The organism is Streptomyces sp. NPDC056734 (genome assembly GCF_042790455.1).
Taxonomy (GTDB): domain Bacteria; phylum Actinomycetota; class Actinomycetes; order Streptomycetales; family Streptomycetaceae; genus Streptomyces.
Genome location: NZ_JBHTZD010000001.1, coordinates 283,712 through 303,896 on the forward strand (window position 1 = coordinate 283,712; position 20,185 = coordinate 303,896).

The 20,185-nt window shown below is 71.4% G+C and carries 18 protein-coding genes; 17 read left to right on the top strand and 1 reads right to left on the bottom strand.

Annotated elements, in window-relative coordinates; all coding sequences use genetic code 11:
* Window positions 1-22 precede the first annotated feature (22 nt).
* The 4 genes from ACFRFC_RS01120 to ACFRFC_RS01135 all read left to right on the top strand — a co-directional run bounded on the left by ACFRFC_RS01120 (window position 23) and on the right by ACFRFC_RS01135 (window position 4,855).
* Window positions 23-523 carry a DoxX family protein gene (locus ACFRFC_RS01120; RefSeq protein ID WP_382679813.1) on the top strand — a complete coding sequence of 167 codons (501 nt, stop codon included), beginning with the start codon at window positions 23-25 and terminating at the stop codon, window positions 521-523.
* Window positions 524-587: 64 nt separating this feature from the next.
* Window positions 588-1,304 (top strand): SDR family NAD(P)-dependent oxidoreductase, encoded by a 717-nt coding sequence (locus tag ACFRFC_RS01125; protein WP_382679815.1) that lies wholly within the window; start codon window positions 588-590, stop codon window positions 1,302-1,304.
* A 57-nt stretch (window positions 1,305-1,361) separates the two neighbouring features.
* On the top strand, window positions 1,362-3,530 hold the full coding sequence (locus ACFRFC_RS01130; protein WP_382679817.1) for a TerD family protein: 2,169 nt from the start codon (window positions 1,362-1,364) through the stop codon (window positions 3,528-3,530).
* Between the two features lie 344 nt (window positions 3,531-3,874).
* Window positions 3,875-4,855 (top strand): NADPH:quinone reductase, encoded by a 981-nt coding sequence (locus ACFRFC_RS01135; protein WP_382680168.1) that lies wholly within the window; start codon window positions 3,875-3,877, stop codon window positions 4,853-4,855.
* A gap of 24 nt (window positions 4,856-4,879) precedes the next feature.
* Here the strand turns inward: ACFRFC_RS01135 and ACFRFC_RS01140 are convergent, their stop codons facing one another.
* Complete coding sequence (locus ACFRFC_RS01140) at window positions 4,880-6,112, bottom strand: ROK family protein (protein WP_382679819.1); 1,233 nt, start codon at window positions 6,110-6,112, stop codon at window positions 4,880-4,882.
* 204 nt (window positions 6,113-6,316) lie between these two features.
* Between ACFRFC_RS01140 and ACFRFC_RS01145 the strand changes: the two genes are divergently transcribed.
* The 13 genes from ACFRFC_RS01145 to ACFRFC_RS01205 all read left to right on the top strand — a co-directional run bounded on the left by ACFRFC_RS01145 (window position 6,317) and on the right by ACFRFC_RS01205 (window position 20,167).
* Complete coding sequence (locus tag ACFRFC_RS01145; RefSeq protein ID WP_382679821.1) at window positions 6,317-7,354, top strand: substrate-binding domain-containing protein; 1,038 nt, start codon at window positions 6,317-6,319, stop codon at window positions 7,352-7,354.
* The gene (locus ACFRFC_RS01150) at window positions 7,351-8,364 is read left to right on the top strand and encodes an ABC transporter permease (RefSeq protein ID WP_382679823.1); all 1,014 of its coding nucleotides are present in this window, start codon (window positions 7,351-7,353) and stop codon (window positions 8,362-8,364) included. Before ACFRFC_RS01145 ends, ACFRFC_RS01150 begins: the two co-directional genes overlap by 4 nt.
* Window positions 8,361-9,266: an ATP-binding cassette domain-containing protein gene (locus ACFRFC_RS01155; protein WP_382679825.1), complete on the top strand. Its 906-nt coding sequence runs from the start codon at window positions 8,361-8,363 to the stop codon at window positions 9,264-9,266. The genes ACFRFC_RS01150 and ACFRFC_RS01155 overlap by 4 nt, the downstream gene beginning before the upstream one ends.
* A 50-nt stretch (window positions 9,267-9,316) precedes the next feature.
* On the top strand, window positions 9,317-9,973 hold the full coding sequence (locus ACFRFC_RS01160; RefSeq protein ID WP_382679827.1) for a nucleoside/nucleotide kinase family protein: 657 nt from the start codon (window positions 9,317-9,319) through the stop codon (window positions 9,971-9,973).
* On the top strand, window positions 9,970-10,737 hold the full coding sequence (locus ACFRFC_RS01165) for an SDR family NAD(P)-dependent oxidoreductase (RefSeq protein WP_382679829.1): 768 nt from the start codon (window positions 9,970-9,972) through the stop codon (window positions 10,735-10,737). Before ACFRFC_RS01160 ends, ACFRFC_RS01165 begins: the two co-directional genes overlap by 4 nt.
* Before the next feature lie 368 nt (window positions 10,738-11,105).
* Entirely contained in the window at window positions 11,106-11,948 is an 843-nt protein-coding gene (locus tag ACFRFC_RS01170) for a hypothetical protein (RefSeq protein ID WP_382679831.1), read from the top strand.
* 545 nt (window positions 11,949-12,493) lie between these two features.
* On the top strand, window positions 12,494-13,108 hold the full coding sequence (locus ACFRFC_RS01175) for a toxin (RefSeq protein ID WP_382679833.1): 615 nt from the start codon (window positions 12,494-12,496) through the stop codon (window positions 13,106-13,108).
* Window positions 13,108-14,301 carry an MAB_1171c family putative transporter gene (locus ACFRFC_RS01180; protein WP_382679835.1) on the top strand — a complete coding sequence of 398 codons (1,194 nt, stop codon included), beginning with the start codon at window positions 13,108-13,110 and terminating at the stop codon, window positions 14,299-14,301. The genes ACFRFC_RS01175 and ACFRFC_RS01180 overlap by 1 nt, the downstream gene beginning before the upstream one ends.
* On the top strand, window positions 14,291-15,691 hold the full coding sequence (locus tag ACFRFC_RS01185) for an NAD(P)/FAD-dependent oxidoreductase (protein ID WP_382679837.1): 1,401 nt from the start codon (window positions 14,291-14,293) through the stop codon (window positions 15,689-15,691). Before ACFRFC_RS01180 ends, ACFRFC_RS01185 begins: the two co-directional genes overlap by 11 nt.
* Before the next feature lie 168 nt (window positions 15,692-15,859).
* Window positions 15,860-16,966, top strand: a complete 1,107-nt coding sequence (locus tag ACFRFC_RS01190; RefSeq protein ID WP_382679839.1) for a glycosyltransferase — start codon at window positions 15,860-15,862, stop codon at window positions 16,964-16,966.
* A gap of 40 nt (window positions 16,967-17,006) precedes the next feature.
* Window positions 17,007-17,165, top strand: coding sequence for a hypothetical protein (locus ACFRFC_RS01195; RefSeq protein WP_382679841.1), 159 nt, complete (start codon window positions 17,007-17,009; stop codon window positions 17,163-17,165).
* 352 nt (window positions 17,166-17,517) lie between these two features.
* Window positions 17,518-19,185 (top strand): PP2C family protein-serine/threonine phosphatase, encoded by a 1,668-nt coding sequence (locus ACFRFC_RS01200; protein WP_382679843.1) that lies wholly within the window; start codon window positions 17,518-17,520, stop codon window positions 19,183-19,185.
* 106 nt (window positions 19,186-19,291) lie between these two features.
* Window positions 19,292-20,167, top strand: a complete 876-nt coding sequence (locus ACFRFC_RS01205) for a PhzF family phenazine biosynthesis protein (protein ID WP_382679845.1) — start codon at window positions 19,292-19,294, stop codon at window positions 20,165-20,167.
* Window positions 20,168-20,185: the final 18 nt, after the last annotated feature.

Sequence of the window (20,185 nt, forward strand, 5' to 3'; positions counted from 1 at the left end):
CCCCACCCAAGGAGAACCCACCATGGACACCGGCCTGCTCCTCCTGCGCCTGCTGCTCGGCGGCCTGCTCTTCGGTCATGGCGCGCAGAAGATGTTCGGGTGGTACGGGGGCCACGGCCCCCGGGGAACCGCCCCCCTCTTCGAGACCTGGGGCTTCCGCCCGGGCAGGCCCCTCGTCCTGCTCGCCGCGGCCTGCGAGATGACCGCCGCACTGTCCCTGTTCCTGGGACTGCTGTTCCCGCTGGGCACGGCCATCGCCCTGGGCACCATGCTCGCCGCCGGCTCCGTCAACGCCTCCCACGGCCTGTGGGCACAGTCCGGCGGCTTCGAGATCCCCCTGGTCTACGGCGCCATGGCGGCGGCGCTCGCCTTCACCGGACCCGGCGACTGGTCGCTGGACCACGCCATCGGCCGGGACGAACTGGCGGGCACCGGCTGGGGCTCCGCGGCCGTCGCCCTGGGCCTGGTCACCGGCCTCCTCGCCGTGGCCCACGCCAGACACCACCGCCCACGGCCCCAGTGACCGCCCGCACCCCACAACCCACCGGCCGGACACATCCGACGCCGAAGAAAGCGGAAGGACCATCATGGTTTCAGCAGGCAGTCATGTCGTCGTCATCGGCGGCACCAAAGGACTGGGCTACGAATTCGCCCGTACGGTGGTGAAACGCGGCGCCCGCGTCACCATCACCGGCCGGGACGGCACCGCGGCCAAGGCCCGCGCGCGGGAACTCGGCGACCTCGCCACGGGTGCCGCTTGCGAACTCGCGGACCGGGACTCGATCCGCGGCCTCTTCGCCGGCATCGACGTCGTCGATCATCTGGTGCTCGCGGCACTGGACCGGGACCACAACACCATCACCGACTTCCGGCCCGACGACTGTGCCCGCACCTTGCTGATGAAGACGGTCGGCTACGCCACCGCCGTACACGAAGCGCTGCCGAAGTTCGCCCCCGACGGCTCGGTCGTGATGTTCAGCGGCCTGTCCATGTGGCGGCCGGTACCCGGCTCGACCACCATCTCGATGGCGAACGCGGGCATCATCGGGCTGGTCAACTCACTCGCGGTGGAGGTGCCGCCGATCCGCGTGAACGCCGTCACCCCCGGGATCGTCACCGGGACCGCCGCGGTCGACGCCGCCGACGGCGTACGCGCCGAGTGGTACGAGGCGATGCGGCAACGCACCCCCGCGAAGCGGCTGCCGACCGCCGACGACATCTCCGCGGCGGTCATGTTCCTGCTGGAGTGCCCGGGCGTGAACGCCACGAACGTGGTGGTCGACGCGGGGATGCACCTCGTCTGAGGTCCCGCAGGGGAAACCCCTGTGCGTCCGCTCGTACACCTCTGCCATCATCCCGGAATGGCGCACACTCTGGAATCGCTGGTCCTCCGGCACACCCACCGCCTTCCCGTTCCCCAAGGGTCGGCCGGGGACGGAGCCGCCGCCGCGCGGCAGTTCGACGTGGCGCTGACGTCCGTGGGGTTCAAACTGTCGGCGGAGTTGCTGGAGCGGCTGTCGGGGCTGTCGCGGGCCGCGGTCGTCCACACCGCCGCACGGACGCTGCGCACGGTGAAGGAGATGGTGGGTGACCAGGTCCGGCACAACGCGTACTTCATCGACTTCCCGGCGAACGTGCCGGACACCGAAGAGTTCTGGACGCGGTGTGTGACGACGGCGCTGAGTGACGGCACCTCGCGCGAGAACGTGCTGACCCAGCTGGCCCACGGGGTGCTCGACCTGCTCAGCCTCCCCGCGTACGGCCGCTACCAGCACACCTACGAGGAACTGCTCGCGGCGCAGGACGAGCTGATCGCCTCGGCGGGGGACCGGGTGACGGTCCTGCACCTGGGCCGGGACCTGGACACCGAACTGACGGAGCTGTACCTGTCCCTGGCGGGCAGCACGACGCCGCTGGGCGAGGACCACCTGATCGACCTCAGGACCCTCGCCGGATGGTGTGTGCTCGGCCCTCACCCGGAGTCGATCCCGGTCCGGGAGAACCGGGCGGTCGTCAACGAGGCCCGCCTCGGCCTCGGCGCCGACCTCCTGCTGGACACCGTCACCGATGTGCTCCGGCTGGCCTGCGCGCTGTCGGGCGGTGATGTGACCCTGCGGGAGCCGACCCGGTTCCGGGCGCTGCCGCGCCCGGCCCGCCGTGCGCTGCTCGCGGGTCTCGACGTCTTGGTCGCGGCGAACCCCGCCAAGCTGGCCGATGTGCACGCCCACCGCGAGGCGTTCAAGCGGCTCGGTGAGCGTCTCCACCCGCACGAGTACCCGCGCCGGCCGCACGCCGCCGAGGTGTTCGCGGTGGCGCGGGGCGAGAAGGAGGCGCGGTCCTTCGACAGCCGGGTCGCGAAGCTGCTGGACGAGTCCGACGTCCCCGGCGCGGTGCGGCTGCTGGCCTCCGCACCCGGCAAGCTGTTCCGCGCCCTGGACCATCTGCTGCGCATCGCCGCGGACCAGGAGGAGCGGGACGCGGTGGTGGCCGCCGCGGTACGGGCCGCTCCCCAGGTCTCGGGCCGGGTCGTCCTGTCGGTCCGCGAGCACCTTCACAACCGGCGGGACACTGATCGGCCCCGGGTCTTCGTCAACCGCAACGGCCGGGGCTGGGTCACCCCCGATGTCCGGCCGCCCGTCCCCACCGCCGACCGCGACCGCCTGATCGCCGCCCTCGACGCCGAGATACGCGCCAGGCTCCCCGCACCGGCCCGGCTGCTGCTCGACGCCGACATCCTCGATGTGGCGCTGCCGCTCAGCGGCCGGGCGACCACGGCCGGGCTCGGCGTCCTGCCACGGGGCTCACTCTCGGCGGTCGACGGCGAACACCTCCGCTTCTTCGTGTACTGGAAGGAGACCCGGGCCCGGACCGACTACGACCTCTCCGTGCTGCTCCTCGACGCCGACTACAGCACCGGCTCCTGGCTCTCCTACACCAGCCTCAAGACGGTCGGAGCGGTGCACTCGGGCGATATCACCGAGGCGCCCGACGGGGCCACGGAGTTCATCGACCTGTCCCTGCGCCGGGTGACCGGCGCGTTCATCGTCCCGCAGGTCAACATCTACGACGGCGAGGGCTTCGAGCAGGTCGAGGAGTCCTTCTTCGGTTTCATGCTGCGCGACGCCGAGCAGAAGGGCCGCCCCTTCGAGCCGCGCACCGTACGGATGAAATCGGAGCTTCGCGGAGCGGGCCGGGTGGCCCTGCCCCTGGTGTTCCGGCGCGAGAACGACGGCCGCTGGCGCGCGAAGTGGCTGCACCTGTACCTGAAGGGCATCTCGTCGGCGAATCGCGTGGAGGAGAACCAGCTGTCGGTGTCGACCGTGGTACGCGCCGTCGTGGAGCGTGAGTCTCTGACGGTGCGGTACCTGACCGACCTGATGTCCGGCGACACCACGGCCGAGCAGTGGCGGGCCGGGGACCCGGTCCCCGCCGAGCCGGTGACCTACATCGGACTCGAACGCCCCGAGGGCCTGCACCCGGACTCCCGGGTCATCACCCTCGGAAATCTGCGCGACCTGATCCCTGGCTGAGTGCTAGCGTTGCCCGCGGTGAGGCCATGAAGGGGCTTCCTTCTCCATTCACTGCTCTGAATCCAAGCTCCTTCGCTTTCCTCGCCTTCGAAGCAGCTCCGGGCGGCGCCCGCGTTCACGCGCGAGCGTCGCCCGAGTTGATTTCCAGGGCCGGTGCGGGGTGGCCGTGGCCGAGCCTGCGGTGTCGTTCGCCGAGGAGGTCACCGACCCCTACCGCTGCGACCTGCTCCCGGACGCCCCGCCCCCCGGACGGCCGTCGTGGTGAGCCCGCCGCGGACAGTGCGCATAGGCTCGATGCACACTGCGTAGGCTCGATGCACACTGCCGGTGAACTGGAGGTCTTCATGCTGGCGTCGTGGTACGACCAGTGGGGACCGGCCGCCGAGGTCCTCACCGTCGGGGAGCTTCCCGACCCCGAGCCCGGCCCCGGCGAGGTCCGGGTCCGCGTGCAGGTGTCCGGGGTCAACCCGGGGGACACCAAGAAGCGCAGCGGCTGGATGAGCAGCTCCATGCCGTTTCCCCGGGTGATCCCGCACAGCGATGCCGCCGGAGTGCTCGACGCGGTCGGCGACGGCGTCGACCGTGGCCGCATCGGGCAGCGGGTGTGGGTGCACGGCGCGCAGTCCTACCGGCCGTTCGGCACCGCCGCCCAGTACACCGTCGTCCCCCAGGACCTGGCCGTACCCCTGCCCGGGCACGTCTCCGACGACCTCGGGGCGAGCCTGGGGATCCCCGGCATCACCGCCCACCGCGCGGTGTTCGCCGACGGCCCGGTCGACGGCGCCACCGTCCTCGTCCAGGGAGTCCTCGGATCGGTCGGATCCCTCGCCGCCCAGCTCGCCCGCTGGGGCGGTGCCACCGTCATCGGTACCGTCACCCGCTCCGCCGACCTCGACCGCGTGGACCCCGCCGTCGTCTCCCACACCGTCGCCCTCGATCAGGACGACCCCGCCGGGTCCCTCCGCGCCCACGCCCCGGACGGGGTCGATCGCATCATCGAGGTGGCCCTGTCCGACAACGCCGGCCTGGACGCCGCCGTCATCGCCGGCGATGGGGTCATCGCCTGCTACGCCACCCGTGACGGGCGGCCTCGGCTCCCCTTCTGGGAGCTGCTCTTCGCCAACGTCACCCTCAGGCTGCTCGGCAGCGACGACTTCCCCGCCCAGGCCCAGCGCCAGGCGGCCCGCGATCTGACCGCGGCCGCCGCCGTCGGCGCCCTGCATGTCGATGTCGCCGCCCGCCATCCGCTCCGGGACATCGCCCAGGCCCATGACCGGGTCGACGCGGGCAGCCGGGGTCGGGTCCTCGTCACGCTCCCGGACTAGGCTCCCCCCCCGGTCCCACCCGCCTCACGGCGTCGCGAAGGGTGAACCGTCGGCGGCGAGAGCGGCGTCCAGACTCGCCGGATTCAGGACATGGTCGCGGACGAGATACGCGGCCCCGGCGATGCCTGCCCGGGACTTGTACTTGGTGGGCACGATCTGCAACTGGCGGGTGGCGAGCGGGAGTGAGCGTTGGTAGACGACCTCACGGACGCCCGCCATCAGATGGTCCCCGGTGGTGCCGAGGATGCCGCCCAGGACGATGACATCGGGATTGAGCAGGCTGGTGGCGTAGGCGACCGCTTCCCCGAGGACGCGTCCGGCGGCCCGGAGAGCGGTCACGGCCCCGCTGTCGCCGCTCTTCACCTGCTCGACGACGTCCCGTGCGTCATGACTGTTGTCCTTGTGCCGGCCGCGCGCGTCACGGGCGAGGGCCCAGCCGCCGACGAGTGACTCCAGGCAGCCCCGGTTCCCGCACCGGCACTGCGGATCACCGAAGCCGCTGATGCGGGCGTGGCCGATGTCGCCCGCCGCGCCCTGGGCGCCGCGATTGACCCGGCCGTCTATGACCATCCCGCTGCCGACGCCGGTCCCGGCCTTGATGTACAGCAGATGCCGCTGGTCGTGCCAGAAGCGCCGGTGCTCGGCGAGGGTCAGCACATTGACGTCGTTGTCGATCAGGATGGGGACCTGCCAGGTCCGGCGCAGATGCCCGCGAATGTCGTAGTCGTCCCAGCCGGACATGATCGACCAGCCGAGCACCTTGCCCGCCTCGTGGTCGACGGGCGCGGGGAGCCCGAATCCGATACCGGCGACCGGCCTGCCGTCGAGACCCGCCTGAGTGATCAGGTCGCGCACGGTCGCCGTGATCCTGTCGAGCAGGACGACGGGGCCCGCGCCGACGGCGAGCCGCTCGACGCGGTCGGCGAGAATGGCCGTGTCGAGGTCGGTGACCGCGATGCGGGTCCGTTCCTCGCCGATGTCGACGCTGATGACGAGCCCGGCGGAGGGGTTCAACTGGAGTGCGCGGGACGGCCGGCCGCGCGAGGGGACATTCTTGTCGCTCTCCTGGATCAGACCGGCGGCGAACAGCGCGTCCAGCCGCTGACCGACCGTCGATCGCGAGAGGCCCGTCATCTCGGCGATAGCGGTCCGGGTGCGGGCCCGGCCCGTGGTGATCAGCTCCAAGACTCGTCCGGGGCCCTCATCCGCCCGCCACAGCGACGGACTTGCCGGGGCGGTGGGTGCTGTCTCGGTCATCTCGCTCCACTCACTCGAACGTCAGGCTGCACTGTAGTGAAGCATCCACTTCCGTCGACGACAACGCATAAGAAAGATTCTAGTGCTTGACAGTCGGCGGAACTGTGCGCAACATCTCCGTAATCGGCATGTCATACCGCCCCTTCGGACACATAAGAACGGGTCCGCGGGGTGAGCCGTCAGGCCCGCTTCCAGGAGGACCCCATGAAGATCGTCCGCCGCGCCCCCAGACCCGGACTCAGAGCCATGGCGCTGGGTGTCACCTGTGCCGTCGCCGCCGTGGGATGCGGTTCGGGTACCGGCAGTTCGGACACCCCTGCCGGTGGGTCCGGCGGGGACGTCACGATCGGCATAGTGAACCTGAACCTCAGCAACCCGTTCTTCGGGACGCTCGGGGACGCCACCGAGGCAGCCGCCGAGGCCAAGGGCTGGAAGGTCATGAAGGCCGAGGCCAAGGTGCCCGGCGACTCCGCGACGCAGGTGACCGCGATCGAGAACATGATCGCCGCCAAGGTGAAGGCGATCGTCGTCACCCCGGCCAACTCGACCGCGCTCAACGGCGTGCTGAAGCAGGCCAGGGACAAGGGCATCCTCGTCCTGGACGTCAACTCGCCGCTCGACCCGGTCAACACCGCGGACGGCACCTACGCCACCGACAACCTTGCCGCCGGCAAGCTCATCGGCGAGTGGGCCAAGGCATCCTCCCCGAGTGACCCGCGGATCGCGATGCTGGACTTCGACCTGACCGACGGACCCGCCTCGGGCCGGCACGACGGCTTCCTCAGCGGCTACGGCATCACCATGGACTCCCCGCTCGTCGCGGGCAGCGCGCTGACCCAGGGCACCGTGGACACCGGCCAGTCCGCGATGGAGAACCTGCTGTCGGCACACCCCGACATCAACGTCGTCTACACCATCAACGAGCCCACCGCGCACGGCGCGTACACCGCCATCAAGAACAAGGGCCTGGCCGACAAGGTCGTCATCGTCTCGGTCGACGGGGCGTGCTCCGGCGTCCAGGACGTGAAGGACGGCATCATCGGCGCCACCGCCATGCAGTTCCCCGGCAAGATGGGACAGCTGGCCGTCGACGCCACCGACGCCTACCTCAAGGACGGCACCAAGCCTCCGTCCGACGAGATCACCGACTCCGGCACCGTCCTGATCACCGACAAGCCGGTCCCCGGCGTCGACTCCCAGACCTCGGCCTGGGGCTTGGACCAGTGCTGGGGCGACAAGTGACGGCAACGGCGGCGCGTGACGCCGACGTGGCGGCCCTGGAACAGGGAGCGAGCCGCGCCCCGGGCCTGCGCGCACTGGCGACCCATCAGATCTCGGGTCCGCTCGCGGCCCTGCTCCTGGCGGTCGTCGTCTTCTCCCTGTCGACCAGCACGTTCCTCAACTCGGAGAATCTCTCCCTGATCGCCCAGCAGTCCGTCGTGGTCGGCACCCTGGCCCTCGGCCAGACACTGATCATTTTGACCGCCGGCATCGACCTCGCCACCGGCGCGATCATGGTGCTCGGGTCCGTCGTCATCGGACGGCTCGCCGTCGACGGCAACCCCGCCCTCGCCCTGCTCGTCGGCCTGGCGGTGTGTGTGGCGGTCGGCACGCTCAACGGCGTACTGGTCTCCTTCCTTCGACTGCCGCCGTTCATCGTCACCCTCGGTGTCATGTCCGTCGTCGCCGCGTCCGCCCGGCTCTTCACCGACTCACAGAGCTACCCCGTCACCTCCGACCTGCTGACCGCCCTGAACCTCGGTCCGACGGTCGGCGGGGTGACGATCACCTACGGAGTCATGCTGTGGGTCGCGCTCACCGCGGCGCTCGCCTACGCCCTCACCCAGACCTCGTGGGGCGTCCGGGTCTACGCCGTCGGCGACAACCACAAGGCCGCGGAACTGGCCGGCATCAAGGTCAGGCGCGTACTGCTCAGTGTGTACGTGGTCGCCGCCGTCATCTATCTCTTCGCCGCCTGGCAGGCGCTCGGCCGTACCCCGACCGCCGACCCCAGCGGATACCCGACGGCGAACCTCGACACCATCACCGCGGTCGTCATCGGCGGGACCAGCCTCTTCGGCGGTCGCGGCGGAGTCATCGGAACGCTCATCGGCGCGCTGATCGTGACCGTGCTCCAGAACGGGCTCACACAGGCCGGTATCGACTCGCTCTACCAGCAGGTCGCCACCGGTGTGCTGGTGGTCATCGCCGTCGGCGTCGACCATCTGGTGCGAAGGAGGCAGACCCGATGACCACGGCCCGGTCCGTGCCCCACGTGCTGGAAGCACGCGGCCTGACCAAGCACTATGGCCATGTGGTGGCCATGGACAACTGCGACTTCGAGCTGCGGCCGGGCGAGATCCTCGCCGTCATCGGCGACAACGGGGCGGGAAAATCCACCCTGATCAAGTCGCTGACGGGAGCCGTCCTCCCCGACGCGGGCACCCTGCGGCTCGACGGCGCCCCGGTCCACTTCCGCAGCCCCCTCGACGCGCGCAGGGCGGGCATCGAGACCGTGTACCAGGAACTGGGCGTGGCTCCCGCGCTCGACATCTCCCAGAACCTCTACCTGGGCCGTGAACAGCGCCGTCGTGGCGTGCTCGGCACGGTGTTCCGGCAGCTGGACAAGAGCGCCATGCGGCGCGGCGCGGCCCAGCAGATGGCCGACCTCGGCATTCGCGTCCAGTCCATCCGACAGAAGGTCGAGACCCTGTCCGGCGGGCAGCGCCAGGCCGTCGCCGTCGCACGCGTCGCCGCCTGGGCCACCCGGGTCGTGATCATGGACGAGCCGACCGCCGCGCTGGGCGTACGCGAGACGAACCAGGTCCTGGACCTCGTGCTCCGCGTCCGTGACAGCGGACTGCCGGTCGTCCTCATCAGCCACAACATGCCCAACGTCTTCCAGGTCGCCGACCGGCTCCACATCCACCGGCTGGGACGCCGCATCGCCCTGGCCGACCCCAAGACCATCTCCATGGCGGAAGCCGTCGCCGTCATGACCGGCGCCAAGTCACCTGACACGATCGAATCACCCGACACGATCGAATCAGCTGACACGATCGAAGGGCCCGACACGACCGAACGGCCCGATCCCGCCCCGCACCAGCCCCATGAGCCGACAGCATCGACACCTCGCACGGAAGGCGAACAGTGAACCACCCCCCAGCGGCCCAGGACACGGAGCAGGAACCGAGGGTGTGCGCCATGGACACCGACGACCTGATCGACGCGGCCCGAGCGCTCATCACCCCCGGCCGGCGACGGATCCTCGGCATCACGGGCGCGCCCGGCTCAGGCAAGTCCACCCTCGGCGAGACCCTCGTGGCCGCGCTCGGCGACCAGGCGGTACTGGTCGGGCTCGACGGCTTCCACCTGGCCACCGGCGAACTGGACCGCCTGGGACGCCGGGACCGCAAGGGAGCCGCCGACACCTTCGACGCCGCCGGCTACATCAACCTCCTGCGCCGGCTGCGCTCCCGCGACGACGACGTCGTCTACGCCTCGCTCTTCGACCGGAGCCTGGAGGAGTCCATCGCCTGCGCGGTCCCCGTTCCGCGGGACACCCCGCTGGTCATCACCGAGGGCAACTACCTGCTGGTCGAGGGAGCCGCCTGGGGGCCCGTACGCGAACTGCTCGACGAGTGCTGGTACATGGATCCCGGCGACGACGTACGCCTCGACCGGCTCATCGCGCGGCACATGTCCTTCGGGCGCTCCGCCGACGAGGCATACGAGCGGTCGCACGGCTCGGACCAGCGCAACGCCGAACTCATCCGGGCGACGCGCTCCGCGGCGCACCGGATCGTCCGCGTCACCCCGGGGCGCGCACCCCTGAAGCCCGCCGAGGAGGCGACCCCATGAGCGTCCTGGACCAGTTCCGTCTCGACGGCAAGGTTGCCCTGGTCACCGGGGGAAACCGCGGCATCGGCAAGGCCATCGCGTTCGCCCTGGCCGAGGCGGGCGCCGCGGTCGCGATCGCCGCCCGCGACGAGACCCGTAACGGCGAAGCCGTCGCCGAGCTGACCGCGGGCGGTGCCACCGCGATCGCCACGACGACCGACGTCACCCGGCGGGACGACCTGATCGCCATGCGCGCGGAGGTCACCGAGCGACTCGGACCGATCGACATCCTCATCAACAACGCGGGCATCGGCATCCACGGCGAGTCCCTCAGCATCGACGACGACAGCTGGGACCGGGTCATGGCCACCAACCTCGATGCGGTCTGGAAGGCCAGCCAGGTCGTCGGCGAGTCCATGGTGGAGCGGGGCACCGGCTCGATCGTCAACGTCGGGTCCATGTCGGGCATGATCGTCAACCGCCCTCAGTGGCACGCCCCTTACGCCGTCTCCAAGGCCGGCGTCCACCAGCTCACCCGGTCACTCGCCGCCGAGTGGGCGCCCAGGTCGGTACGGGTCAACGCGATCGCCCCGGGCTACACCAAGACGGAGATCTCCGACATCGACCGGCCCGAGTACAAGCACTACTGGATCGACGAAGTACCGATGCAGCGCTATGCGCAGGCCGCCGAAATAGCCCCGGCCGCGCTGTACCTGGCCAGCCCGGCGTCGTCGTTCGTGACCGGCGAGATCCTGGTGATCGACGGCGGCTACACCCTGTGGTGAGCGGGCGCCGGCCGCCTGCCCGGGAGGCGCCGACCGGGCTGTCCCCGTACGTTGCGGGGTGACCGGGCGGTCTGTGTGTCACGGGGTGACTGGGCCGTCCGGACTCTACGGGCCTACTGGGCCGCCCCTGCCACCGGCGCCCTGCGCGTTGACCGGGCCGCCCGTGCCATCCCCGCCGCCCCTGCCCTCCGCGCCGCCGGGTCCGGCCGTCCCGCGCGCATCACCGTCGTAGGCGTCGTACAAGAGCGCTCCGTGACGAGCACCGACACCGGCCTTCGCCCTGCCGTCGCCGGGGTCCGGGCTGCGCGGGGCTTGACCTGGCGGGGGAGCTGTCCGAGGGTTCTCGTCATGATCAATGGGTGGGGAACATGACAGTGCACGACTACGCGCTGCGATGCGAGGAACTCTTCGCCCTCGGCGGCTATGCCCAGGTGAGGGCGGCGGCCGGGCAGGGGCTCGCGGAGGCGGGTCCCGATCCGGTGCTCCAGCGATGGCTGGGCCTCGCGCACGCGGCCGAGGAGGACGACGACCACGACGCCGAGGCGGAGGCGGTGTACAAGGAGGGGCTGCGGCGCCGGCCCGACGACCTCGGGCTGCTGGTCTCGTACCTGGAGCTGTGTCTGCGTGCCGACGCCTGGGAGAACCCGGGGCGGAAGAAGCGGGCGGAGTCGCTCAAGGTGCGGATCGCCGAGCTGGCCCCGCCCGGGTCGCCCGAGGCGCAGCAGGTCGAGGCGGCGATGGGGTGGGCGGGCCGGGGCTACTGGGAGGACATCCGGGCCGAGACCGACCGGGCCCATGCCGAGCGGGACGCGCGGGCTTCCCTGAGCGCCGACGTCGGCCGGGCGGTGTCGGACGCAGCGCCCGCCGCCGCGCATCCCGAGGACCTGCGGGCGGCCGAGGTCGCCGCCGCGCATCCCGAGGACCTGCGCGCGGCCGAGGTCGCCGCCGCGCTGGAGGTGCTGAGCGGCCCCTGGAACGCGCCGCTCCGACTGGTGCAGCGCTACCGCGTCGCCTCCTACGCGGCGGCCATCGTGCTGGCGATCGTGACCAACAAGGTGCTCGTCGGCAGCGGAGCGGTCTCCTTCAGTGTGTGGGGCTGGCTCTGGTACCTGCCGCTGCTGCTGGCGGAGTTGAAGCTGAGGCACGCCCGGCAGCTGGCCAGGGAGAGGGTCATCGCGGCGGTCGAGGCCCGCCACGCGCTCGACTCCTAGCGGGCGGGAGCAGAGGGCAGAGGGTTGCGGTGGGCGGGGGAGCGCGGCGGCGACGCGCCCTCGAAGGGACGGCGGGATTCGGCCGTCCTTTCGAGGGCGCGGTGCCCCGGCCGGGCGACGCGACTGTGGACCGACCCGCGCGGTCCCGTGCCCGCCTCAGCGGCATCAGCGCAGGGCAACCCGAGAGCCGGGGATGCCCCGAGCCCCCAGCGGAGCGTCACTCCCGGCGCTCGCGATGGGGCGAGGCGCGCGATCGCCGCCCACCATGGGCCTCGGTGACCGAAACGATCGTTTTCCGGCGGGAGGCGGGAAGCCTAGGATGCGGCTGCGGCCGACTACCTCACCCCAACCCCCGGGAGCACCTCGGTGGAGGCATCCACTCAACTCGCCGACGCGCTCAGGGGCTTTGACGCTCCGATCGAGCAACAGGGCCTCAGGCCCGAGCCTTGCCGGGCATGTCAGATCCGCGATGGAGGAAAGGTGCCCGGCGTCGGGTTCCCGCACGACCCGGTCCGGTTCTTCAGGGCGGACGAAGGCGGTCGCTTATGAGCGTCAGAGCCATGAAGGAACTCCTCGCGGCGCTGGGCGGCCAGGCGGCGACGTCCGTGCGGCGACCGGCAGCGCCGGCCGTGGTCATGGAGGAGTTCTGCCGCGCGATGAGCGTCCGGACCGGCCGCCCGATCCAGCTCGCGTTCCGGGCCTTCCCGTCCGACATCCCGGTCTCCGGGATGCGCCTCGATCTGGGCGACCGCTCCATCATCGTCGTGGAGGACGGTACGGTCCCCGAGTCCCAGCTGGTCATCCTCGGACACGAACTGTGGCACGAGGAACAAGGCCACTGCGGCCATCACATCGCCGGACTCCCGGCCGCCGCCCGCGCCCGCCCCACCGACCAGACGGCCGACGCCGTCCACCGCGCGATCCAGCAGGTCCTGCACGCCGACGAGGTCACCCTGGAGGCCATCCTGACCGTGGCGACCAGGGCCGACTCGGACCTGGCCGACGAACACGAGGTGGAAGCGGAGACCTTCGGCCTGCTGTTCGGCAAGGAGGTCCGCAGCTGGATGACGGGCCGCTACGCGGAAGGCCCCGTCAGCCCGACGACCGTCGAGGGCAGGATCAGGCTCTCCCTCCTCCACCGAGGCGGGCGCATCCTGTAGTGAACCCGCACTTCCACATCCCCTACGCCGTCCCCACCCTGCTGCTGGCCGTCGCCCTCGTCCTCAAGGCACCCACCTTCGTACGGGCCTGGCGCGACAGCGACATCCGGGCCACCATCCTGTTGCTGGGCTGCGCCACCGCCGTCTTCGTCGTCATCACGCCCGTCAACATCGAGCGCCTCAACGAGATCACCGGCGTCCCGAACATCGCATCCCCCGTGGCCTACTCGTTCCTGACGGCGTCCGGCGCCATGGGCCTCACCATGATCATGCGCTGGCGGGAAGAGCCCTCGCCCCGGCGCGACGCCCGGATGCTGTGCGTCTACTGGGTCTACGCGGGCATCGTCGCGGCACTGTGGGTGACCTTCCTCCTGGCCCATATGCCCGAGCCGCGGATCTATGACCTGGACACCTACTACGCCGGCACCCCCTGGATCCGTGAGCACATCCTGCTGTACCTGCTCGCGCACATGGCCTCCAGTCTGGTGGCCGCCTCGATGCTGTGGAAGTGGTTCCCCGAGGTCGCCAACCGCTGGCTCAAGAGCGGCGTCGTCTGCCTGCAACTCGGCTATGCCTCCGGGCTCGTCTACGACGGGGCGAAGCTGGCCGCGATCGGCGCCCGCTGGGCCGGACACGACTGGGACGGCCTCAGTACCCAGGCCGCACCTCCGTTCGCCCTTCTGCAAGGGATCCTCATCGCCATCGGGTTCATCGTCCCCCAGGCAGGGCCCTTTCTCCAGAAGTGGGTCCGCGACTGGCGTGAGTACCGGCGGCTGCTCCCGCTCTGGCGGGCCGTGCGCGGCGTGTCGGCGTCCGCGGCCAGGGCTCGGTTCGGCCTCTGGACCCCCCTGGACCTCCGCCTCGTACAGCGACAGCAGCACATCCATGACGCCGTGCGCGTCCTGTCCCCCTGTCTCGACCAGGAACTGTGCCGGTCGGCACTCGACGCGATCCCGGCCACCTGTCCCGAAGCGCAACGACAGGGCATGGCTGGCGCGGTGACCATCCGCGCGGCCATCGACTCCCATCTCAGCGGGGCCCCGCACCGGGACAGTCCCGCAACCCGCCGGCTCGCCAACGACATCCACGAGCACATGGGTGACATCTCGCAGGCGATGCGCCACCAACGCCTCGTCGACAGCGTCCGTCGGCGCGCAACCACGACAGAGAGCCTCGATACACATGCCTCATAGCGCCACGACCTCGCGCCCCACCGCAGTCGTCATAGGCGCCGGCGCCGCGGGCCTGTTCGCCGCCGCCGCGCTCACCGAGTTCGCCGATGTCACCGTCGTCGAACGCGATCACCTGCCCGACGGCCCGGAAGCCCGCCGCGGTGTCCCCCAGGCACGGCACGCGCACGTGGTGTGGAGCGGCGGGGTGACGGCCTTCAACGGACTGCTGCCAGGCATCGTGGACGACGTCGTCGCCCGCGGCGGACGCCTGGTGCACATCATGGGCGAGATGGTCTCCCGGGCACCCAATGAGGTCTGGTTCCGGCGCTTCCTGTCCAACCACCACCGCAACCTTGTGTGTTCCCGCAACCTCCTGGACGCGACCCTGCGCGATCACCTCCTGCGGGACACGCGGATCACCCTGCTCCAGAAGAGCACCGCACGACACCTGGTGGGTGACAGCACCCGCGTCACCGGAGTCCGCGTCGACAGCGGGGGCGAGGACGTCACAGTCCTGGCCGACCTCGTGGTCGACGCCTCCGGCCGCGGCTCCCGTACACCCAAGTGGTTCGAGGGTCTCGGCGGCCTGCCGAAAGTCGCCGAACGCCAGGTCGACGCCGGAATCACCTACGCCACCCGGGTCTTCCGCGCACCCCCCAGAGCCGAGGGCGGCAACTTCCCGCTCCTCAACGTCCAGGCCAACCCGGCCAAGCCCCCCGGTCAAGGAGGCATCGTCCTGCCCGTCGAGGACCGCCAGTGGATCGTCACCCTGGTCGGCTCCCGTGGCGGCGAACCCAGCGGCGACCCGGCCGCCTTCATCGACTTCGCCCTCGGCCTCGGTGACCCGGTCATCGGCCAGTTCCTCAAGCACGCCGAACCGCTCGGCGACGTGGCCACCACCCGCGCCACCGCCAACCACCGGCGCTACTACGAGAAGGCCCGGCGCTGGCCCGACGGATTCCTCGTCCTCGGCGACGCCATCGCCACCTACAACCCGGTCTACGGACACGGCCTCACCGTCGCCGCGCAATGCGCCCTCGCCATCCGTGACGTCCTGCGCACCACGCCGCTCACCGCGCCCGGAACCGCCCGGAGCCTGCAACGCGCGGCGGCCCGCCCCGTCAGCGCCGCCTGGGACCTCGCCATCGGCCAGGACGCCCGCTACCCCGGCGCCACCGACACCCCGCCCACCAGGGCCGAGCGGCTCCTCGCCCGATTCGTGGACCGCGCGGTCGAGACCGGAGCATCCAACCCCCGCGCCATGGGCGCCCTCCTCGACGTGATGAGCCTGGAGAAACCCCCGACCCGGCTCTTCTCCCCCGACATGCTCATCCCGATGCTCTTCGGCCCCAGGAGAACACCACCGCAGGCCCCACCCCTCCTGGAATCCGAACGGAGAATCGCCACCTAGACCATTCCGCCGGTGCACCCACAGGACAGTCACAGTCAAACGTGAACAATCCGTTACTCCGTGCATCTACCGCGTTTGTAGGGGATTCGTGAAGACTCTGGATCACTTACGGATCCGGCTACCGCATTGCCGGATCTGCCGCGGTGTTCATGACGGGGGGTTGGGGCTGTGCGCCGTCATGCCGCGCGCCGTGCGCACGCCGCGCCGGAGGATCCTGACGTCGCGCCCAGGCTCGCCGTCCTGATCCCGGCCCACAACGAGTCGGACCGTATCGCCGACGCGATCGAGGGCCTGTGGAACCAGACCCGGCGGCCCGACCTGATCATCGTCGTCGCCGACAACTGCACCGACGACACCGCCGCCGTGGCCGTCGCCCATGGCGCCGAGGTCTTCCACACCGAGGGCAACACCCACAAGAAGGCCGGCGCCCTGAACCAGGCCATCTCCTGGGTGCTGCCCCACCTCGAAGACCGTGACGTGCTGCTGGTCCAGGACGCCGACACCGTACTCAACCCCTGGTTCGCCGAGACCGCGCTCGGCACCTTCAACCGCAAGGTCGGTGCCGTCGGCGGGGTCTTCTACGGCGAGGACGGCGGCGGCTTCCTCGGTCTGCTCCAGCGCATGGAGTTCCACCGCTACGCCTGGGAGCTGGAACGCACGGGCGGCAAGGCCCAGGTCCTCACCGGCACCGGCACCATGTTCCGTGCCCGGGTGCTGCGCGAGGTGCGGGCCGCCCGACGCAGCGGACGCATCGGCGGCGGCACCGACTACTACAGCCTCGCCTCGCTCACCGAGGACGACGAGATGACCAAGGCGGTGAAGACCCTCGGCTACCGGACCATGTCCCCGGCCGGCTGCGCGGTCACCACCGAGGTCATGCCGACGCTGCCCAAGCTGTGGCACCAGCGGCTGCGCTGGCAGCGCGGCGCCCTGGAGAACCTGCGTGACTACGGCTGGACCCGGGTCACGGCCCGCTACTTCCTCCAGCAGTTCCTGATGGGCTTCGGCGCACTGTCCTTCCTGATCTACCTGGTCTACATGGCCATGTACACCACGCTGTACGGCTGGCCCGGATTCTCTCCGTTCTGGACGTCGATCGGCCTGATCTTCGTGGTGGAGAAGACCGTCTCCGTACGGCGCGCGGGGCCGCGGGCCGTCCTGGTCGCGGCGCTGATGATCCCGGAGATGCTCTACGACCTCTTCCAGCACGCCGTCTATTTCACCTCGCTGTGGGGGCTGATGCGCCGCAGCGAGGAGAAGTGGGTGGCGACGTAGGCCACCCTCAATCCACCTGAATCGATCTAGGAGAAGCACGATGTACGGAAGAGTGATCGGCGCCGGGACGACCGGAACCGGAGGTGCGACGCTGGCCGCGACCGGCCTGTGGCTCAACAGCATGGCGATGCTGGTCGCGGCCACCACGCTGGTGGCGGCCGGAGTCGCCCTGTTCAAGCTGGCCCCGCGCAGGCGGTAGCCGGCCGGATGCCGTCGCGCGGGCGCGGGACCATGCCCGCCCGCGCGACGGCAGACGCACAGCGGGTACGGGGTCACAGGGCCGGACCCGCGCAGCGGAACTCGCGGGACCGCGCCATGGCCCTCGCGAGCCGCAGCGGTCCCCGCCCACCGCCGCCGACCGCACGGACGGTGGCCGCGTCACCCGGGCAAGCCCGGCGATCCCGTCGACCGTGTCGATCCCGTCGACGCGTACCTGATGGTCCCGGCGTCCCGCACCCGACCGAAGGCCGCCCCCACCGCCCCCTGAGCCGGGGCCTCGCCCGCCCACTGCCGACGGTCCCGGCGTGGTGCCGCAGGCCGGGGATTCGGTCGTGGGTAGCGTCGGCCGGGTGCTGTCGCTGCGTCGTCTGACCGGATCGAGGTCGCTGCTCGCCGCCCTGGTGGGGGTGGCGGCGGTGCTGGCCGTCGGTGTCGCGGTGGTGGGGCTGGTGCTGAACGCACACCACGAGCAGGCAGCGCACCGGATCGAGACCCGCTGGCGACCGGCCGTCGCGGAACTCGTCGCGGCTCAGTCGGCGGCGGGCGACCTGCGGGCCGCCGCACTGGCCGGAGCGGCGGGCCAGGAACTGCTCCCGGTAGCCCGCGCGTCGCTGCGCAAGCACCTGAAGGAGCTGATCCACCTGATCACCGGCGCGGACACCGAGGTGAACGCGAAGGCCAGGGACCTGGACCGCAGTGTCGCCCGGTGGCTGGAGCACGACCGCTCCGGCGCGGCCGCGGACCTCGTACGGGTGTACGCGCAGCCCGCGTCCGCCGTCGGCGCGGAGCCCGCCGAGGGCACCTACGCCGCGGTCGACACCCGGGTGACCGTGCTCGCGGCACTGCTGGAGCAGCACAGGGGCCGGGACGTGCAAGCCACCTCCTGGCAGATACACGGGGTGATGTACTACGTCCTGGGCCTGTCCGCCGCGCTGCTGGCCGCGGCCGTGGCAGCGGCGGCGCTGCTGGAACGCCGCTATCTCGCCCCCGCGGGCGCGCTCGCCCGGGAGCTGCGGCGCGCGGCCCGTGGTGACCCGTCCGCCGGGACGCCGCCCGGGCGGAGCCCGGGATGGATCGGCCGCCTGGCGCGGGAGGCCGAAGCCGTACGCGAGAGTCTGGCCCACTCCCAGCGCCAGTCACGCCGCGACCAGGAGGCCCTCGTCCAGATCGGGCCCGCGGTCAGGGGCCTGCGCGAGATCCTGGCCGACCTGGAGGAGCCGGGACCCGGGGTCGTGGTGGCCGGCGATGTGCGCGCGGCCGAGGGCCTGATCGCGGGCGACTATCTCGGCGCCGTGCCGCTCCTCGGCGGGACCACCGCCGTCTTCCTGGGCGATGTCTGCGGGCACGGGGTCGCCGCCGGACTGCTGGCGGTGCGCCTCAAGAGCGTCGTGATGGTGAGCCTGCGGCTCGGTGCCGGTCTGGAGGCAGTGGTGCGCGCCGCGCACCACGCCCTGGCCGGTGAGGAAGAACGCTTCACGACCCTGGCCATCGCCGTCCTGGACCCGGAACGCACCACTGTCCACTGGGTGAACGCCGGTCATGAGGAGCCCTTCCTGCGGCGGGCCGACGGCACGGTCGAGCGCCTGGAGACCACCGGCCCCTTCGTCCACCCGTTCCTGGCGGCCCCGCCCGGCACCTGGCAGACCCGCACCACGCGCCTGGGACCCGGCGATCTGCTGGTGCTGTCCACGGACGGCCTCACCGAGGGCCGCAGCGGCAGCGGTGAGCAGTTCGGCGGCGACCGGGTCGCCCGCGTCCTCGCCGACCTGAGCGAGCCCGCGCCACAGGCCGCCGTCACCGCCCTGTACGCGGCCGCCGAACGGTTCCCCCTCGACTGGGCCCGCGACGACGTCAGCCTCCTCGCGGCCGCCCCCACCCCGGCGACACCTCCCCCGCCTCCGCTCGCGGAATCCGCCGCCGCCGAGCCCATGACCGGACATCCCTCGGCAACTCCACGCCCCGGCCCTGGGCAGGAATGGCCCACACCGCGCGAAGGATGAGGCCGACCCGGCGAGTGGTACGCCCGCACGAGCACGCGAGGCGACCAGCGCACGGACCCGCCCCCACCCGGGAATGACCACGGCCACACCCCGCGTTGCCACCGGCATGACCACGAACGCGCCGCGACCCGAGGTACTGCGCTACACCGCCTTCTCCAGCGACCCGGGCGGCGGCAACCCGGCAGGCGTCGTCCTGGACGCCACCGCCCTCAGCGACAGCGACATGCTGGCCATCGCCGCCGATCTCGGCTACTCGGAGTCCGCGTTCCTGACTGCGCCCCCGGAGGGACTCGGCGGTGACGAGGGGCGGGCGTACCGCATCCGCTACTTCAGCCCCAGGGCCGAGGTGCCGTTCTGCGGGCACGCCACCATCGCGACCGCCGTCGCACTCGCCGAGCGGACCGGCCCCGGCAAGCTGCTGTTCGCGACGCGCGCGGGCACCGTGCCCGTGGAGGTGACCGGGAAGGGCGGGACGGTCCGGGCCACCCTCACCAGCGTCGAGCCGCACATCGAGGAGATCGCCGCGGCCGACCTCGCGGAGGCGCTCGCCGCGCTCGGCTGGCCGTCCGCCGATCTCGACCCGGCCTTCCCGCCCCGGATCGCCTTCGCCGGTGCCCGCCATCTCGTTCTCGCGGCGGCGACACGCGAACGCCTCGCGGATCTCGCGTACGACTTCACACGCCTCGAAGCCGTGATGCGCCGCCTGGACCTGACCACCGTCCAGTTGGTGTGGCGGGAGTCGGCCACCGTCTTCCACGTCCGTGACCCCTTCCCCGTCGGCGGTGTCGTGGAGGACCCGGCGACCGGCGCTGCCGCCGCCGCGTTCGGCGCCTACGCACGCGAGCTGGGCCTCGTCCCCGAGGACACCGTCCTCACCCTGCACCAGGGCGAGGACATGGGCCGCCCCGGCGAGCTGACCGTGACCCTGCGGGCGGGCGACCCGCGCGTCCAGGTCAGCGGCGCGGGAGCCCGTATCCCCTGAAGCGCCCTTCTTGAACGG

Coding starts and splice junctions, on each gene's coding strand:
- ACFRFC_RS01120 (WP_382679813.1), top strand. CDS start 23: ATGGACACCGGCCTGCTCCTCCTGCGCCTGCTGCTCGGCGGCCTGCTC.
- ACFRFC_RS01125 (WP_382679815.1), top strand. CDS start 588: ATGGTTTCAGCAGGCAGTCATGTCGTCGTCATCGGCGGCACCAAAGGA.
- ACFRFC_RS01130 (WP_382679817.1), top strand. CDS start 1,362: ATGGCGCACACTCTGGAATCGCTGGTCCTCCGGCACACCCACCGCCTT.
- ACFRFC_RS01135 (WP_382680168.1), top strand. CDS start 3,875: ATGCTGGCGTCGTGGTACGACCAGTGGGGACCGGCCGCCGAGGTCCTC.
- ACFRFC_RS01140 (WP_382679819.1), bottom strand. CDS start 6,112: ATGACCGAGACAGCACCCACCGCCCCGGCAAGTCCGTCGCTGTGGCGG.
- ACFRFC_RS01145 (WP_382679821.1), top strand. CDS start 6,317: ATGAAGATCGTCCGCCGCGCCCCCAGACCCGGACTCAGAGCCATGGCG.
- ACFRFC_RS01155 (WP_382679825.1), top strand. CDS start 8,361: ATGACCACGGCCCGGTCCGTGCCCCACGTGCTGGAAGCACGCGGCCTG.
- ACFRFC_RS01160 (WP_382679827.1), top strand. CDS start 9,317: ATGGACACCGACGACCTGATCGACGCGGCCCGAGCGCTCATCACCCCC.
- ACFRFC_RS01165 (WP_382679829.1), top strand. CDS start 9,970: ATGAGCGTCCTGGACCAGTTCCGTCTCGACGGCAAGGTTGCCCTGGTC.
- ACFRFC_RS01170 (WP_382679831.1), top strand. CDS start 11,106: ATGACAGTGCACGACTACGCGCTGCGATGCGAGGAACTCTTCGCCCTC.
- ACFRFC_RS01175 (WP_382679833.1), top strand. CDS start 12,494: ATGAGCGTCAGAGCCATGAAGGAACTCCTCGCGGCGCTGGGCGGCCAG.
- ACFRFC_RS01185 (WP_382679837.1), top strand. CDS start 14,291: ATGCCTCATAGCGCCACGACCTCGCGCCCCACCGCAGTCGTCATAGGC.
- ACFRFC_RS01195 (WP_382679841.1), top strand. CDS start 17,007: ATGTACGGAAGAGTGATCGGCGCCGGGACGACCGGAACCGGAGGTGCG.
- ACFRFC_RS01205 (WP_382679845.1), top strand. CDS start 19,292: ATGACCACGAACGCGCCGCGACCCGAGGTACTGCGCTACACCGCCTTC.